This window comes from Desulfocurvus vexinensis DSM 17965 (assembly GCF_000519125.1).
Lineage (GTDB): Bacteria > Desulfobacterota > Desulfovibrionia > Desulfovibrionales > Desulfovibrionaceae > Desulfocurvus > Desulfocurvus vexinensis.
Window position 1 is genome coordinate 2,501 of record NZ_JAEX01000005.1, and the last position, 14,375, is coordinate 16,875.

13 protein-coding genes and 2 rRNA genes (1 of these 15 cut by a window edge) are annotated in these 14,375 nt (G+C 68.1%); 13 read left to right on the forward strand and 2 right to left on the reverse strand.

Annotation, left to right across the window (positions count from 1 at the left end; genetic code table 11):
- The 8 genes from G495_RS0105425 to G495_RS0105465 form a co-directional block, all read left to right on the forward strand.
- Positions 1-1,528, forward strand: a 23S ribosomal RNA gene (locus tag G495_RS0105425) (it extends 1,407 nt beyond the left edge of the window).
- 43 nt (positions 1,529-1,571) lie between these two features.
- Positions 1,572-1,686, forward strand: a 5S ribosomal RNA gene (rrf, locus tag G495_RS0105430).
- A gap of 459 nt (positions 1,687-2,145) precedes the next feature.
- Positions 2,146-2,529, forward strand: a complete 384-nt coding sequence (locus tag G495_RS0105435; RefSeq protein ID WP_028586969.1) for a DUF3568 family protein — start codon at positions 2,146-2,148, stop codon at positions 2,527-2,529.
- A gap of 148 nt (positions 2,530-2,677) precedes the next feature.
- Positions 2,678-3,364, forward strand: coding sequence for a hypothetical protein (locus G495_RS17795; RefSeq protein ID WP_035251123.1), 687 nt, complete (start codon positions 2,678-2,680; stop codon positions 3,362-3,364).
- A gap of 87 nt (positions 3,365-3,451) precedes the next feature.
- Positions 3,452-4,495 (forward strand): OmpA family protein, encoded by a 1,044-nt coding sequence (locus G495_RS0105445; protein ID WP_028586970.1) that lies wholly within the window; start codon positions 3,452-3,454, stop codon positions 4,493-4,495.
- Between the two features lie 132 nt (positions 4,496-4,627).
- The gene (locus G495_RS20220) at positions 4,628-5,392 is read left to right on the forward strand and encodes a hypothetical protein (protein ID WP_156939591.1); all 765 of its coding nucleotides are present in this window, start codon (positions 4,628-4,630) and stop codon (positions 5,390-5,392) included.
- Between the two features lie 171 nt (positions 5,393-5,563).
- Positions 5,564-6,028, forward strand: a complete 465-nt coding sequence (locus G495_RS0105460) for a hypothetical protein (protein ID WP_028586972.1) — start codon at positions 5,564-5,566, stop codon at positions 6,026-6,028.
- Between the two features lie 108 nt (positions 6,029-6,136).
- The gene (locus tag G495_RS0105465; protein WP_028586973.1) at positions 6,137-6,454 is read left to right on the forward strand and encodes a hypothetical protein; all 318 of its coding nucleotides are present in this window, start codon (positions 6,137-6,139) and stop codon (positions 6,452-6,454) included.
- A gap of 126 nt (positions 6,455-6,580) precedes the next feature.
- On the opposite strand, the gene G495_RS17805 is transcribed toward G495_RS0105465, so the two are convergent.
- Positions 6,581-7,744 carry a GAK system CofD-like protein gene (locus G495_RS17805; RefSeq protein WP_051445103.1) on the reverse strand — a complete coding sequence of 388 codons (1,164 nt, stop codon included), beginning with the start codon at positions 7,742-7,744 and terminating at the stop codon, positions 6,581-6,583.
- Between the two features lie 188 nt (positions 7,745-7,932).
- On the opposite strand from G495_RS17805, the gene G495_RS0105475 reads away from it, so the two are divergent.
- The 5 genes from G495_RS0105475 (at position 7,933) to tmcA (ending at position 13,109) form a co-directional block, all read left to right on the forward strand.
- A complete protein-coding gene (locus G495_RS0105475; RefSeq protein WP_028586974.1) occupies positions 7,933-8,766 on the forward strand; it encodes a zinc-ribbon domain-containing protein in 834 nt (277 codons plus the stop codon).
- 589 nt (positions 8,767-9,355) lie between these two features.
- Positions 9,356-10,624 (forward strand): electron transfer complex subunit TmcD, encoded by a 1,269-nt coding sequence (tmcD, locus tag G495_RS0105480; RefSeq protein ID WP_028586975.1) that lies wholly within the window; start codon positions 9,356-9,358, stop codon positions 10,622-10,624.
- A 3-nt stretch (positions 10,625-10,627) separates the two neighbouring features.
- Entirely contained in the window at positions 10,628-11,290 is a 663-nt protein-coding gene (tmcC, locus tag G495_RS0105485) for a TmcC family electron transfer complex membrane anchor subunit (RefSeq protein ID WP_028586976.1), read from the forward strand.
- A gap of 33 nt (positions 11,291-11,323) precedes the next feature.
- Positions 11,324-12,670 carry an electron transfer complex ferredoxin TmcB gene (gene tmcB, locus G495_RS0105490; protein WP_035251125.1) on the forward strand — a complete coding sequence of 449 codons (1,347 nt, stop codon included), beginning with the start codon at positions 11,324-11,326 and terminating at the stop codon, positions 12,668-12,670.
- Between the two features lie 46 nt (positions 12,671-12,716).
- Entirely contained in the window at positions 12,717-13,109 is a 393-nt protein-coding gene (gene tmcA, locus G495_RS0105495; protein ID WP_028586978.1) for an acidic tetraheme cytochrome c3 TmcA, read from the forward strand.
- A 353-nt stretch (positions 13,110-13,462) separates the two neighbouring features.
- Here tmcA and G495_RS0105500 read toward each other — a convergent pair whose 3' ends face one another.
- The gene (locus G495_RS0105500; protein WP_028586979.1) at positions 13,463-14,368 is read right to left on the reverse strand and encodes a helix-turn-helix transcriptional regulator; all 906 of its coding nucleotides are present in this window, start codon (positions 14,366-14,368) and stop codon (positions 13,463-13,465) included.
- Positions 14,369-14,375: the final 7 nt, after the last annotated feature.

A 14,375-nucleotide genomic window follows, 5' to 3' on the forward strand; every position in this document is an offset into this window, starting at 1 on the left:
GCGTAGTTGATGGGAAACAGGTTAATATTCCTGTACCTCACGAAGTGTGCGATGGAGGGACGCAGGAGGATAGACAGTCCGGCTGTTGGATGCCGGTGCAAGCGTGTAGGCTTGAGTGGCAGGCAAATCCGCCGCTCTTCAAGGCCAAGGCGTGATGCCGAGACTTTACCGTCGAAGCTGTTGATTCCATGCTGCCAAGAAAAGCTTCTAAGTTTAGCTTCGTGAGACCGTACCGCAAACCGACTCAGGTGGGCGGGGTGAGCAACCCAAGGCGTTTGAGAGAACTATGGCTAAGGAACTCGGCAAAATGACCCCGTAACTTCGGGATAAGGGGTGCCCCTGATGGTAATCAGACTCGCTTTGTGAGCTGTTGGGGGCCGCAGAGAAATGGCGGGGGCGACTGTTTACTAAAAACATAGGGCTCTGCGAAGTCGTAAGACGACGTATAGGGCCTGACGCCTGCCCGGTGCCGGAAGGTTAAGAGGTGAGGTTAGACTTCGGTCGAAGCTTTAAATCGAAGCCCCGGTAAACGGCGGCCGTAACTATAACGGTCCTAAGGTAGCGAAATTCCTTGTCGGGTAAGTTCCGACCTGCACGAATGGCGTAACGATCTCCGCACTGTCTCGGCCATAGACTCAGTGAAATTGAATTGGCGGTGAAGATGCCGTCTACCCGCAGAAAGACGGAAAGACCCTGTGCACCTTTACTATAGCTTGACATTGGATTTTGGGCTAGCATGTGTAGGATAGGTGGGAGGCTTTGAAGCCGGTACGCCAGTATCGGTGGAGCCAACCTTGAAATACCACCCTTGCTATTCTAAGATTCTAATTCCGACCCGTAATCCGGGCGGAAGACAGTGTCTGGTGGGTAGTTTGACTGGGGCGGTCGCCTCCTAAAGAGTAACGGAGGCGTGCAAAGGTTCCCTCAGGCTGATTGGAAACCAGCCGTCGAGTGCAAAGGCATAAGGGAGCTTGACTGTGAGAGAGACATCTCGAGCAGGTACGAAAGTAGGTCTTAGTGATCCGGTGGTCCCGAATGGAAGGGCCATCGCTCATCGGATAAAAGGTACGCCGGGGATAACAGGCTGATCGCATCCAAGAGTTCACATCGACGATGCGGTTTGGCACCTCGATGTCGGCTCATCACATCCTGGGGCTGGAGCAGGTCCCAAGGGTTCGGCTGTTCGCCGATTAAAGTGGTACGCGAGCTGGGTTTAAAACGTCGTGAGACAGTTTGGTCCCTATCTTCTGTGGGCGTAGGAGACTTGAGAAGGTTTGTCCCTAGTACGAGAGGACCGGGATGAACGAACCACTAGTGTTCCTGTTGTCGCGCCAGCGGCATAGCAGGGTAGCTATGTTCGGAAAGGATAACCGCTGAAAGCATCTAAGCGGGAAGCCTGCTTCAAGATTAGGTCTCCCTGACTTCGGTCCTGAAGACCCCTTGTAGACTACAAGGTTGATAGGCCGGATGTGTACGTGCAGCAATGCATTCAGCAAACCGGTACTAATAGGTCGTGCGTCTTAACTCTAATACAAGACTTCAAATCCCTTCCCTATTAACTATATCTTTGTCCTGGTGTCCATGGAGGAGAGGTCACACCCGTTCCCTTTCCGAACACGGAAGTTAAGCTCTCCCTCGCCGATGATACTGCTGAGGAGTCAGTGGGAAAGTAGGTCGATGCCAGGACTTCTTTTCAAGGCCCCCCGCCCAACCGCGGGGGGCCTTGCTTTTTGGCGGACACATCCCGGCAAACCCGCGTGACCGCATCGCCCGCGTGCAGCCAAGCCGTTCCGCGCAGCCGCGCCAGTCCCGTACCCCTCCACGCCCATGCCCTTCCCGGTCTTCGGCAGATGGTTTGTACAGAGTGCGCGAAGGCGGCTGTACAGAGATGATATTCGCCTGACACTGCCACCCTTGGCGGGGTGATCTCCGGGCGGCCTTCTGGGGAACTTTTCTGGCTCCGCGCCTTTCTCGCTTTTCTATCCCTTTTGCCTCGCGGCAGGGCCGCTGGCCGGGGCCGAACCTTCTGCGCGCGCTGGCTTCCGGGGCCGCGGGGGCTTGTGCCCGGGCCCGGGCCCGGATTTTGGAGTTGCGCAACCCGGCGTGAGCCCATAGAATCCTGGCAAATCGTACAGGAGAGATGTCATGAAAAAGCAATTTGCTGCGCTTGTGCTGGGCCTTGCGGCCCTTGCGGCCCTGTCGGGCTGCATGGTCGTCGCCGCGGGGGCGGTGGCGGGCGGGGGCACCTACGCCTACATTTCGGGCTGGGGCGAGCAGTCCTACAACGTGGACCTCGCCGACGCCTATGACGCGACTCTGCGGGCCTGCTCGGCGCTGAACCTGCACGTCGAGGAGAAGTCGCGCTCCCTGAGCGACGCCTCCGTCAGCGGCAAGGACGGGGACACGCCGGTGTGGATCAAGCTCAAGACCGTGAACCCCAAGGTGACCAAGATCAGCGTGCGCGTGGGCTACCTGGGGGACGACCCGGCCACCCAGCGCATCCAGCAGGCCATCCGCAACCAGATCTGACCGCCCGGCGGTTCCGGATGCCCAAGCCCGCCGCAAGGCGGGTTTTTTCTTGTCGGCCCCTGGGCGGGGGGGCTATATTCATGCTGGGACGCCTCGCCATCCGGGCCGGGCGCCGCCGCAAGGCCGTCCACGAGGAGGTCACCCCTTTTTGCCCGCACGGATCATCCCCCTGCGCGACGGGCACGACACCCGCCAGCGCATCCTGGACGCCCTGGCCACGCTGCTGGCCCTGGCCGGGCCCTCCCGCGTGACCTCGGCGGCCGTGGCCGCCCGGGCCGGGGTGGACGAGGCGCTGGTGCGGCGGATCTTCGGCGGCCTGGCCCGGCTCCAGGACACCTTTGCCCGCAGCGACGCCTTCTGGCCGGACGTGGACGAGCTGGCCGGGGGCAGCGTGCTTGCGCTGCGGGGCCAGCCGCTGGGCGCGGTGCTGGCGCAGTTCTTCCGCGCCTACCTGCGGGCGATGATGGCCCGGCCCTGGACCCTGGCGGTGATGGAGGCCGAGGCCCGGGGCGAGCACTGCCTGCTGACCCACGCCCTGGCCTATGTCCGCGAGCGGCGGGCTCTGGAGTTCTTCGAGGCCGCCCTGGACGGCGACCCGCCCCCGGGGCTGGACCTCTCTGCGGTGATCCTGCTCATGGCCATGGCCGTGTCGGCCATCGGCATCCGCTCGCGCAGCGAGCACAGCCTGGGCGGCATCGCTCTGGACTCCCCGGCGGGCTGGGCGCGCATTGAGCGGAGCATCGAATTCCTGCTGGCCGGGGCCATCGACGGCCCGCGCTCCGGCGCCCGGACCTGCTGCGGCGCGGCCCTGGGCGAGAACGAGGAAAAGTGTTGAAAGTGTGCGGGAAAGTGCTACTCTTCTATTGTCCATCTGGCCCCGGAGCGTTCCGGGGCCGCAACAACTGAACGCGAGGATATCATCATGCTGCAAAAGAAATCCGGGCTGCTGGCCCTGGCCTTTGCCCTGTGCGCCCTGCTGCTGGCCTCCGGCGCCGCCCAGGCGAAGACCGAACTGGTGTCCAAGGTCGACAGCTTCGTGCTGTTCGTCGACTACTCCGGCTCCATGGCCATGACCAATGCGGACGCCAAGCTGGAGAAGATCGAGATGGCCAAGGACCTGCTGGCGAAGATGAACGAGAAGATCCCGGCCCTGGGCTACGACTCCCGGCTGACGACCTTCGCCCCGACCTCCAAGCTGTACTCCGGCATCTATGACCGCGCTGCCATGGCCAAGGGCATCGGTTCGCTGGCCACCGGCTTCGAGATCTTCGGCCGGCTGACCCCCATGGGCGGCGGCCTGCAGGACATCCGCCCGACCCTGGACGCCCTCAAGGGCCGCATCGCCGTCATTGTGTTCTCCGACGGCGAAAGCAACCTTGGCGCGAACCCGGTGCCCGTGGCCACCGAGCTGTACAACGCCTTCGGCGGTCGGCTGTGCTTCCACACCGTGTCCTTCGCCGACAAGCCCGAGGGTCAGGCCACCATGGACGCCATCGGCAAGCTTTCGGGCTGCTCCGTGACGGCTTCGGCCATGGACCTGCTGGGCAGCGAGGCCGCTCTGGACAAGTTCGTGCGCGACGTGTTCTACGACGAGGTGGAGATCGCCGAGCCCGCGCCCGCCCCGGCGCCCGTGGCCGAGGTCATGCCCCTGCGCATCCACTTCGACTTCGACTCCGCCAAGATCCGTGACGACATGGCCCCGATCCTGGATGAGGCCGCCGAGCAGATCAAGGCTCGCGGCGGCAGCGTGACCCTGGAAGGCCACACCTGCAGCATCGGCTCCGACGCCTACAACCAGGGCCTGTCCGAGCGCCGCGCCGACTCGGTGAAGAAGTACCTCGCCGGGCAGGGCATCAGCGCTGATGCCATGGCCACCGTGGGCAAGGGCGAGAGCATGCCCAAGTACGACAACAACACCGACGAGGGCCGCAAGCTCAACCGTCGCGTGGAAATCATCTTCGAGTAGTCCTTTCCGGGACTTCCGGCTCACGGGGGCCCGGCGCGCAGGCGCCGGGCCCCTTTGCGTCTTGCGGGGCCGGGGCGCTTGGGATATATCCGCGCCATGAAGCCGTGCCCGCGCGTTTTTTCGTTCCTGGTGATGGTGTTGCCGCTTGTGGCGGGCCTGGGCCTGCTTGGCGGCTGTGGTTCGGACTCCACGGACGCGCCCAAGGCCCAGGCGGACCCCTGGGCCCGGGAGCGGGAGCAGGACTGGGCCGCGAGCGTCAACGCCACGGACTGGCTGGCCACCGTGCAGGCCGGACAGGCCCAGGCCTGGGCCGCCCGCGTGGGCGCCAGCGCCCTGGCCGCCGCCGACTATGCCGCCCAGGTCCGGATCGGCCAGGCCGTCCGGGCCGCCGAGGCCCTGGCCGCCGCCAAGGAAGCCGCCGCCAAGGCCGACGCCGCCAAGGGCAAAGCCGCCGCCAAGGGGGCCGCCCCCAAGGCCAAAACCGTCGCCAAGGCCGCGCCCCCCGCCAAGGCCAAGGCGCAGTCCAAGGCCGCGCCCAAGGGCGGCTCGGGCATCGAGTCCGCCCAGGCCCAGTTCGACGCCTTTGCCCGCAAATGGGTGGGCACCATCAGCCGCAACCTGCGGCACACAGCGGCGGACATGGCCCTGAAGCACGACGGCGGCGGGGTGGTGGCGCGGTTCATGGAAGTGGACCACGGCTCCCTGGAGTTGCAGGTCAAGCCCTCGGCCTCGGGCGGGGCGAGTTGCCCCTATGTGGGCGTGCTGCGCTACCAGGAGCACCATTACGAGGCGCGCGCGGCCAGCGAGGCCGAGGTGCGCCAGGGGCCGTTCACGCGCGTCAAGACCCAGCGCGTGACGGAAATCTTCCGCTACGTGTCGGGCCGCTGGACGAACTGAGCCCGCGCCGGGAGGCCCCGGCCCGTTCCCCCGGGTGCTGGGCCCTGCCGCCGAACTGACCCGCGCCGCCGCGCCGCGCCCCGGGGCAAGCCTTGCCCCGGGGCCGCTTTTGGCTTATCCTGGACGTCCTGCAGGCGAACCCCACATCCAATCCCCCTCCCGGAGGACACCATGAGCGCAGCGGAAAAGATCCATCACATCGGCAAGCCCGGCGACGGCGGCGACGGCGCCGAAACCCCCACGCATCCCGGCCCGCGCTGCTGCGAGGGCGACGAGGCCACCCGCCGCGACATGAGCAAGGTGGCGCTGTTCGTTTCCCTGCTGGCGGTGGTCCTGCTGGTGGTCTTTTTCTTCGGGCTGAACCAGAACCTCAAGGGCGTGTCGGCCACGGTGGAGCAACTGGCCATGAACACCGGCGAGCTGACCGGGCGCATGGACGGCATCGAGGGCAAGGTCGCCGAGCTGGAGAACCTGCCCGAGAAGAGCCGGATGATGGTCATGGGCACCATGCTCCAGGAGATGGCCCAGCGCGCCGCCTACCTGGGCACCCAGATGCAGACCGAGGAGCAGAACGAGAAGCTGCACCGGGCCATGGAGCTGCTCCAGCAGGTGCAGACCGAGATCGCCACGCAGTAGCCGCGGCGGCGACATTTGTGCAGCGGGCGGGGGCGCGAGCCTTCCGCCCGTTCCTTTTTTGTGCGATGCTGGGCCCGGCGTGGCAGATCGCCCGCCGGGAGCCGCTGCATGGAGCGCGTGATCGTGCGCATGGACAACGGGGACGTCCTCGAATTCACCGGCACCCTCGTGGCGCGTTCCAGCCGCGAGGTGGCCCGCGACGGGCGGCGCAGCACGGTGTTCGAATACCGGCTCTACCGCGCGCAGGAGGGCGGCTTCGTGCTGGCCCTGGACAGCTTCGAGAAGATCCGCGCGCGCAGCTTCTACCTGCGTTTCAACTCCCGCGACGACGCCCGCGACTATGTGGCGGGCGACAACGACGGCGCGGCCCTGGCCCGCGAGCTGTTCGGCCCCGGCGAGGGCGGCGAGGGCGGCGGGCGCAGCTAGCGCCGCGTCCTTGCCCTGGGAGCCCTGCGGGCCGTCCTGGCAACGCAGCCGCCTTGAAGGCAGAAAGTATTCCATTACAATGAGTTGTGCGGCGAAGCTCTGGCGTTGTCCTGTGCGGACGCAACGCTAGTCCGCCCCAGCCAGGCGCCGCAGGGCCGAGGCCAGCAGGCGATCGTCCAGCAGCGGGGCGCTGGCCGGAGTGACCAGCGCGGCGGGGCAGAGGCCGATGCCCCGGGCGGCCAGGGGCCCGGGATCGAGGCCGTGCTCGGGGGCCGCCAGCACGAAATCCAGCACCCGGGCCGCGCTGCCCGGAGGCAGGTCGGCGCGCAGGGCGTCGTCCAGCAGCAGGGCCTGGTCCGTGGTGCTCAGGCCCAGGGCCTCGGGGTCGTGCCCCAGGTTGGGCACGAAGACCTTGGGGCAGGGGTTGGCGGCCACGGCGCGGCCCACGCCCCGGGGCAGCAGGTTGGCCAGGATGCTCGTGTAGAAGCTGCCCATGGGCAGCACGATGAGCCCGGCCCCGGCGATGAGGCGGCGCACGGTGGGGCCGATGGCGCAGGGCGGGGCGGGGCTGCCGTCCAGGTCGGCCACCAGCCGCAGGCGGCGGATGGGCGCGGCCAGGGGCGCGGCCTCCTTGCCCGTGAGCAGGTGCTGGCCGACCACGGTGCTCCCGTCGGCCAGCTCGGCGGCCAGGTGCAGGTCGGCTTCCACGGTGGGCAGCACCGTGCCGCGTACCCCGGCCAGGTGCGTGAAGGTGAAGACCACCGGCCCGAAGCGCCGCTCGGCCTCCAGGTAGCCCGCCGTGAGGATCAGGTTGCCGATGCTGGCCCCGCGCAGGTCGAAGCCGCGCGGCATCCGCTCCAGGAACGCCCCCAGATAATGGCGGACCACACCGCCCAGGGGCTCGGGCACCCGGGCCGCCAGGGGATGCGTGCCCGTGGCCAGCTCGGCCAGTTCGGCGTCCAGCCCGTGTGGCTCCGCCCCCTTGGGCAGGCGCGTGGCGAACAGCTCGATGATCTCCGGGCCGCCCTGGGCCAGGGCCATGAGCCGGTTGCGCAGGTCGCCGGGGGCGGGCATGGCGAAGGCCCGGCGCAGGGCCGCCGAACTGCCGCCCGAGTCGAAGGGCGTCACCAGGTGGATGGAATTGTGGGTGTGGCGGATGAGCTGGCGCGAAAGCCCGCGCAGGGCCGTGCCGCCCGAGAAGAACAGGATGCGCGGCCCCCGGCCCGGGTCGGCGGGCGGGTCGGCAGGGGGGCCGTCGAGGCGCGGGGCGGGCAGGGCGTGCGTGCGCATGGCGTCGGGCCGGGCGGCGCGGGGCGCGGCTCCGGGCAGACTCTCAGCAAAGCACAAAAGCCGGGCCCTGTCCATGCGTGCAGGCCGGCCCGTTGCTGCGGCCAGCCAGGGCGATGCGCGGTGCTTCCCTTTTTGGCGGAATCCTGTATCTTCGGCTTTGGATTGCACCCATTGCAAAGGAGAGCGGCATGTACGTCCAGTGCGTTCCATGCAGGAAGAAATACAGGCTCGACCCGGCGCGCATCCCCCCCGGAGGGGGCGCCGTGTCCTGCAAGGGTTGCGGGGCCAAGCTGCATGTCGCCCCGCGCGACAATGTGGAGGCCGACGCCACGCGGATGCCCGTGACCAAGGCCGCGCACCAGAAGGAGGTCAAATGGCACGACCGCAGCGGGGCCATGCTGCGCAGCATGGGCTACGAGAGCAAGACTGCGGAATACAACATGATGTTTTTCCTGCTGCGCGAGTTCCGCAAGCGGCTGGGCATCACCTTCTTCGACATGGGCTGTAGCGCGCGGGTCAAGCATGTGGACCGCGAGCTGATGTACAACCGCCTGTCGTTCTTCGGCGACTGCTGCGTGCCGCCGTTCCCGGGCGGGCCGCAGAGCTGCGTGCCCGACCTGCTGGGCGGCATGGCCGAGGTGCTGCGCGCCAAGGACTCGGCCCGGCGCTACTGCGTGGACGAGCTCCTGCGCGTGGCCTATCCCGACTCCTTCCCGATGCTGGTGCGTTTCGTCCTGGGGGTCGGCTTCGAGGCCTCCTACGGCGAGACGGTCTACGGCAGCGCCGTGCAGATGGACATCACCCTGGACGCCGTGCGCGAACTGCCCGACCAGTACGACGGCGCGGACCTGGAACGCCGCGCGCGCATCGAGATTTCGCGCACGCCCATCGAGACCGGGCACCTGACCCTGGCCGAACTGATGACCCCCGGGCTGCACCTGAACCCCGAGCGCGACCCGGACCTGCGCTGCGCCTGCCCGGTGGTGGACGGGCTGCTGCGCCATTACGGGGGCCAGCCCTAGCCGCAGCGGAGCAGGCAGCGCCATTTCATCCTCGCCAAGGAGGATATTGCCCCGGTTTTTTCCGGGGCTTTTTTTGGGGTTTGCGCGCCGGGAGAGTGGCTGCACTCGCGGAGCCGCCGCAGGCCGGGCCTGCCGGTGGCTGGCGCCGCTTTGCGCCCGCCGGGACGGCCCTGCCGGGTTGCTGGCGGCCCGGGCTTCTGCTCCGGGGGCTATTCTCCTCCCTGGATGTGGGAAAAGCGGGCAACGGCCCGGGATCGCCGCATATCTTCGCGCGGCGCAAGGCACAACCAGCCATGACGCCTTGCATTTTGAAAACATACCATGGAAGTATGTAATAGCTGCAAAGGGCCTCGCAGGGCGCGGGAAACAGGGGCACGTATTGACTGAAAATAAATCATACTGCTATGGAGGGTCGTAAAAAGCTAGGAAAGACGGCGATGCATGGACCGCCCCGCCCGGGCTCCGGCCCGGGCCGTGTTCCGCATCGCCAGGGGCTGGCGGTGGCGGCACGGTGCGTGCGCGCTGGCCCGCAGCGGCAGGGAGAGGCAACCCGCAACGTCTTTGCGCGCCCAGCGCGGCAGGAGGGGCCATGGTCGATGTCCGAACGTGGGATTGGGAACCGGGGGAGCGGGCCGTCGCCGATGTCGGCGCCTGGGACGACCGCTTCGAGTGGGTCGAGGAGCTGCACGCCAGCCCCGACGGCGAGAGCGTCGCCGCCGTGGTCAACAAGGGCGACGCGCAGTTCTCGGTATGCGTCAACGGCGAACCCTGGGAGGGCGACTACGACCGGGCCTGGTTCCTGCGCTACAGCCCCGACGGGCGGCTGACGGCCCTGGTCTCGGAATCCGCCGAATGGACCCTGTGCGTGGACGGCCAGGCCTGGGAGAACACCTTCGGCTACGCCTGGGGCACGCGGTTTTCCGAGGACGGCGCGGTCATCGCCTGCGCCGTGCAGCAGGACGGGCGCTACGGCTGGTGCGTGGACGACGCGCCCTGGGACACGCTCTTCGAGGCCGCCACGGACTTCACCCTGAGCCGCGACGGCAGCGCCGCCGCCGCCGCCGTGCAGGTGGTGACCTTCGGCCAGGCCGACATCTACACCTTCCAGGCCGGGGGCTACACCGCCGCCGTCAACGGCCGCGCCTGGGACGAGCGCTTCGTGAACATCTTCCACCTGGACATCAGCGCCGACGGGGCCCACGTGGCCGCCGAGGCGCGCACCTCGCTGTACGACTACACCATCGTGGTGGACGGCAAGGCCTGGAACAAGAGCTACCCCTGCGTGTGGAAGCCGCTGTTCCACCCCGGGAACGGCTCGGTGGTCGCCCCGGTGCGCACGGCGGGCAAATGGACCATGGCCACGGAGCTGGGGCCCATCTGGCCGCTGTTCGCCCAGTGCTGGCACGCGCTCTACAGCCCGGACGGCGCGCGTCTTGCGGCCATCGTGGCCCCGGCCTTCGGGCGCTGGACCATGGCCGTGGACGGGCAGCCCTGGGCCACCACGTTTTCCACCCTGGTCACCGACGCGGTGTTCGGCCCCGGCGGCGAGCGCCTGGCCTGCCTGGGCAAGAACGACGCCGTGTGGAAGGTGGCCGTGGACGACCGCGTCTGGCCCGGGAGCTACGACATGGCCTGGAAGCCCGTGTTCAGCGCCGACGGCGCGCACGTCGCGGCCAAGGTCGAGCGCGGCGGGCGCCAGACGGTGGCCGTGGACGGCAGGGAGCTGCCGCAGAGCTTCGCCCAGTGCTGGGAGCCCGCCTTCAGCCCCGACGGGCGCCATGTGCTCGTGCGCGGGGTCGAGGACGGCGCGTTCCTGCGCCGGGTGGTGCCCGTGACGGACTTCAGGGAAAGGGGGTAGGCCATGCATGGATTCTACGCACTGGTGAGCGGCCCGCTGGTCTGGGTGGCCTTCGCGGTCTTTTTGGGCGGCGGCGCCTGGAAACTGTGGCGCCTGCTCTCCACGGCCCGCAGGAAGGACGTGTTCATCCACGAATACTGGAGCTGGAGCCACGCCGTGCAGTCCTACCTGCACTGGCTCACGCCGTTTGGCAGCGAGAATTCGCGCCGCCAGCCGGTGATGACGGTGGTCACCTTCCTGTTCCACCTCGGGGTGGTGGTGGTGCCGCTGTTCACCCTGGGGCACCTGGTGCTGCTGGAGGAGGGGGCCCTGGGCCTGTCCTGGCCGGCGCTGCCCGACGCGGTGGTGGACGCCTTCGCCTTCGTGGTGCTGGGCGGCTGCGCCTACTTCGGCTGGCGGCGGCTGGCCCTGCCCCAGGTCCGCTCGGTGACCTCGGCTGCGGACTGGGGCATCCTGGCCCTGGTGGCCGCGCCGTTCGCCACGGGCATCCTGGCCTACCACGGCATCGGCGACGCCCTGCTCATGACCAGCCTGCACATGCTCGCGGGCGAGGTCATGTTGGCGGCCATTCCCTTCACGCGCCTGTCGCACATGTTCACCTTCTGGGTGACGCGCGGGTACACCGCCTCCGAGTTCGGCTCGGTGCGCCATGTGCGGGACTGGTGACGCCCCGCATCCACACCGCAGGAGGATTCGACCATGTCTGAAGCCGCCGAGAAGAAGATCGACATCGTGAATATCGAGGACACGGGGCTGGACCAGGGCATCGCCCGGCTGACCCCCGAGCGCATCGAGAAGGTCATCAACCAGATCATCGACACCGAGACCGGGGTGCGCCTGAAGCTCTACGTGGACACCTGCGTCCACTGCGGGCTGTGCTCCGACGCCTGCCACTGGTATCTGTCCTACGACCGCAACCCCCGCTTCTCGCCCGTGGGCAAGGTCCGCCAGACCATCTGGAAGATCCTGGAGCGCAAGGGCAGGCTGAGCCCCGCCGAGGTGCGCGAGCTGGCCGTGGTGGCCTACACGGAGTGCAACCTGTGCCGCCGCTGCCAGCAGTTCTGCCCCTTCGGCATCGAGATCGCCTACATGATCGCCCTGGTGCGGCGCATCTGCCACAAGCTGGGCGTGACGCCCCTGTACATGCAGGACACCTGCCACAGCCACTCCGCCGCCCTGAACCAGATGTGGGTCAAGGAGGACGAGTGGACCGACAGCCTCCAGTGGCAGGAGGACGAAGCCCGCGACGAATTCCCGCATCTGCGCATCCCCCTGGCCAAGGAGGGTGCGGAGATCATGTACTCCGTCATCGGGCCCGAGCCCAAGTTCCGCACCCAGCTCATCTACCAGGCCGCGAGCATCCTGCACGAGTCGGGCGTGGACTGGACCATGCCCGCCACCCCGGGCTGGGACAACTCCAACATGTGCATGTTCTCCGGCGACGCCGAGATGGCCGGGCGCATCGTCAAGGAGCACTTCGAGGCCGCCTTGCGCCTGAAGGTCAAGCGCATCGTCATGGGCGAGTGCGGCCACGCCTACCGCGCGGTGTACGACGTGGGCAACCGCTGGAACGCCTGGAAGATGTTCCCCCTGCCGGTGATCCACTCGGTGCAGTTCTTCCACGAGCTGCTCACCAGCGGGCGGATCAAGGTCCGCGAGAAGATGCCCGGCAAGGTCTCCTTCAACGACCCGTGCAACATCTCGCGCGGCATGGGCCTGCACGACATGGGCCGCCACGTGACCCGCGCCTTCTGCGAGGAGCTGGTGGAGATGACCCCCAACCGCGAGCACAACCTGTGCTGCTGCGCGGGCGGCGGGGTCATCAACTGCGGGCCGCCGTGGAAGAAGAAGCGCGTGCTGGGCAACTCGGCCAAGGCCGAGCAGCTGCGCCGCGTGGCCGACCAGGGCGTCAGCATCATCGTGGCCCCGTGCCACAACTGCCACGGCGGGCTGGATGACATCATCCACCACTACAACCTGCCGCTGAAGCTGAAGTTCCTGGGCGACATCATCTACGAATACATGGAGAAGACCCGGGCCGAGTAGGCGGGGCCCCGCCCCGGCCAAGGCTCCACAACCAAGGAGACGGGCTATGAAGATCACGACCGCACTGGCCGTGCCGTGCGCGGTGGCCCTGGCCGCCATGCTCTGGCTCCCGGCGGCCTTCTCGCAGGACGATATCGTGCAGTTGCGCAGCGCGGCCTTCGGCGCGCACAAGCGGCCCCCGGCGGTGTTCGTCCACGACGCACACAACGAAAAGGCCGGGCTGGAGGAGGCCTGCGCCACCTGCCACCACGTCTATGACAAGGGCGCCCTGGTGCCCGACGAGGACTCCATCGGCACGCCCTGCGCCGACTGCCACGCCGTGGACGCCCCGCAGATGCCCCTGCGCCAGGCCTTCCACGGCCAGTGCAAGGGCTGCCACGAAATCCGCGCCGCAGGCCCCGTGGCCTGCGGGCAGTGCCACCCCCCGGGCGGCATGTAGCCCCGGCCCGCGCCGGGCGCGCCGGGCGTGCGGGCGCACCCCATAACCCGAGCCCCCTCCCTGCCGGACCTGCGGCGGGAGGGGGCTTTCGCGTCCTTGCAAGCCGGGGCAAGCCGGGGCAAGCCGGGAGCAGGCGCGGGCAAACGGGGGAAGGCAGAGGCAAGCCGGGGGCAGGCCGGGGGCAGGCCGGGGGCAGGCGCGGGCAAGCGGGGGAAGGCAGAGGCAATCCGGGGGCAAACGGGGCGTGCCGGGCCGGGCGGGGCCGTAGGCCAGGGGGCGTGGGGCCTCGGGGTTGGCCTGGCCTGCAACGCTGGCGCAGGGCCTGTGGAATGCGGGGTGCGGACCTGGGGGCGTCAGCTCCCGGGAAAGATCATCTTGCCCGACTGGGACAGGTCGTAGCCGTCCACGCCCTGGGCGAGTCTGCGGAAGTCCTTTTCCGGCAGCATGTTCAGGAAGAGCTGCACGGCCTTGTCGAAGAAGCGGTCCTTGGGCACCAGCAGGTCGAAGCGCTCCCAGGCCACGGGGATGAAGCCCAGGCCGAGCAGGGCGGCCACGGGGCGGATGGCCGGGCCGCAGTCGGCGCGTCCGGCCAGGATTTCCAGGCCCACGTCCAGGTGGCGGGCCAGCTCGTTGCCGTAGCCGGGCAGGGTCGCCACGTCCACTCCGGCGCGCTCCAGTTCGCGGTCGAAGAGCAGGCGGGTGCCCGTGCCCAGGGCGCGGTTGCACACCGTGAGCGCGCCTGCGCCCAGGTCGGCGAAGCCGGTGATGCCCCTGGGGTTGCCCGGCGCGGTGAGCAGGCCCTGCTCGCGCCGCGCGAAGTTGACCACGGCGGGCAGCTCGCGCAGCTCCTCGCGGGCGTGCTCGAAGTTGAAGTCCCCGCCGCCTTCCCCGGCCAGGTGGCTGGAAGCCATGTGGCACAGCCCGCGCCGCAGGGCGCGGATGCCGCCCAGGCTGCCCATGTTGCCGAAGACCGCCGCGTGGTCCGGGTGCAGGCGCATGAACAGCGACAGCGCGCGCTCCAGCAGGATGTCGTTGGACCCGCAGACGATGAGCAGGTCCTCCTCGGGGGCCAGGGCCGCGCGCTCGGGGAAGTTGATGGTCCGCGACTCGACCCATTGCTCCACGAGATGGTCCGGGAACAGCCACTTGCCGGTGATCTTCGTGGCTGGCAGGCCCTTTTCGGAGATCAGCGTGTAGACCATCTTCTCGTTGACGCCGAGCTTGACGGCGACTTCCTTGGTGGAAAGCAGGCGTTTCATGGCGGTA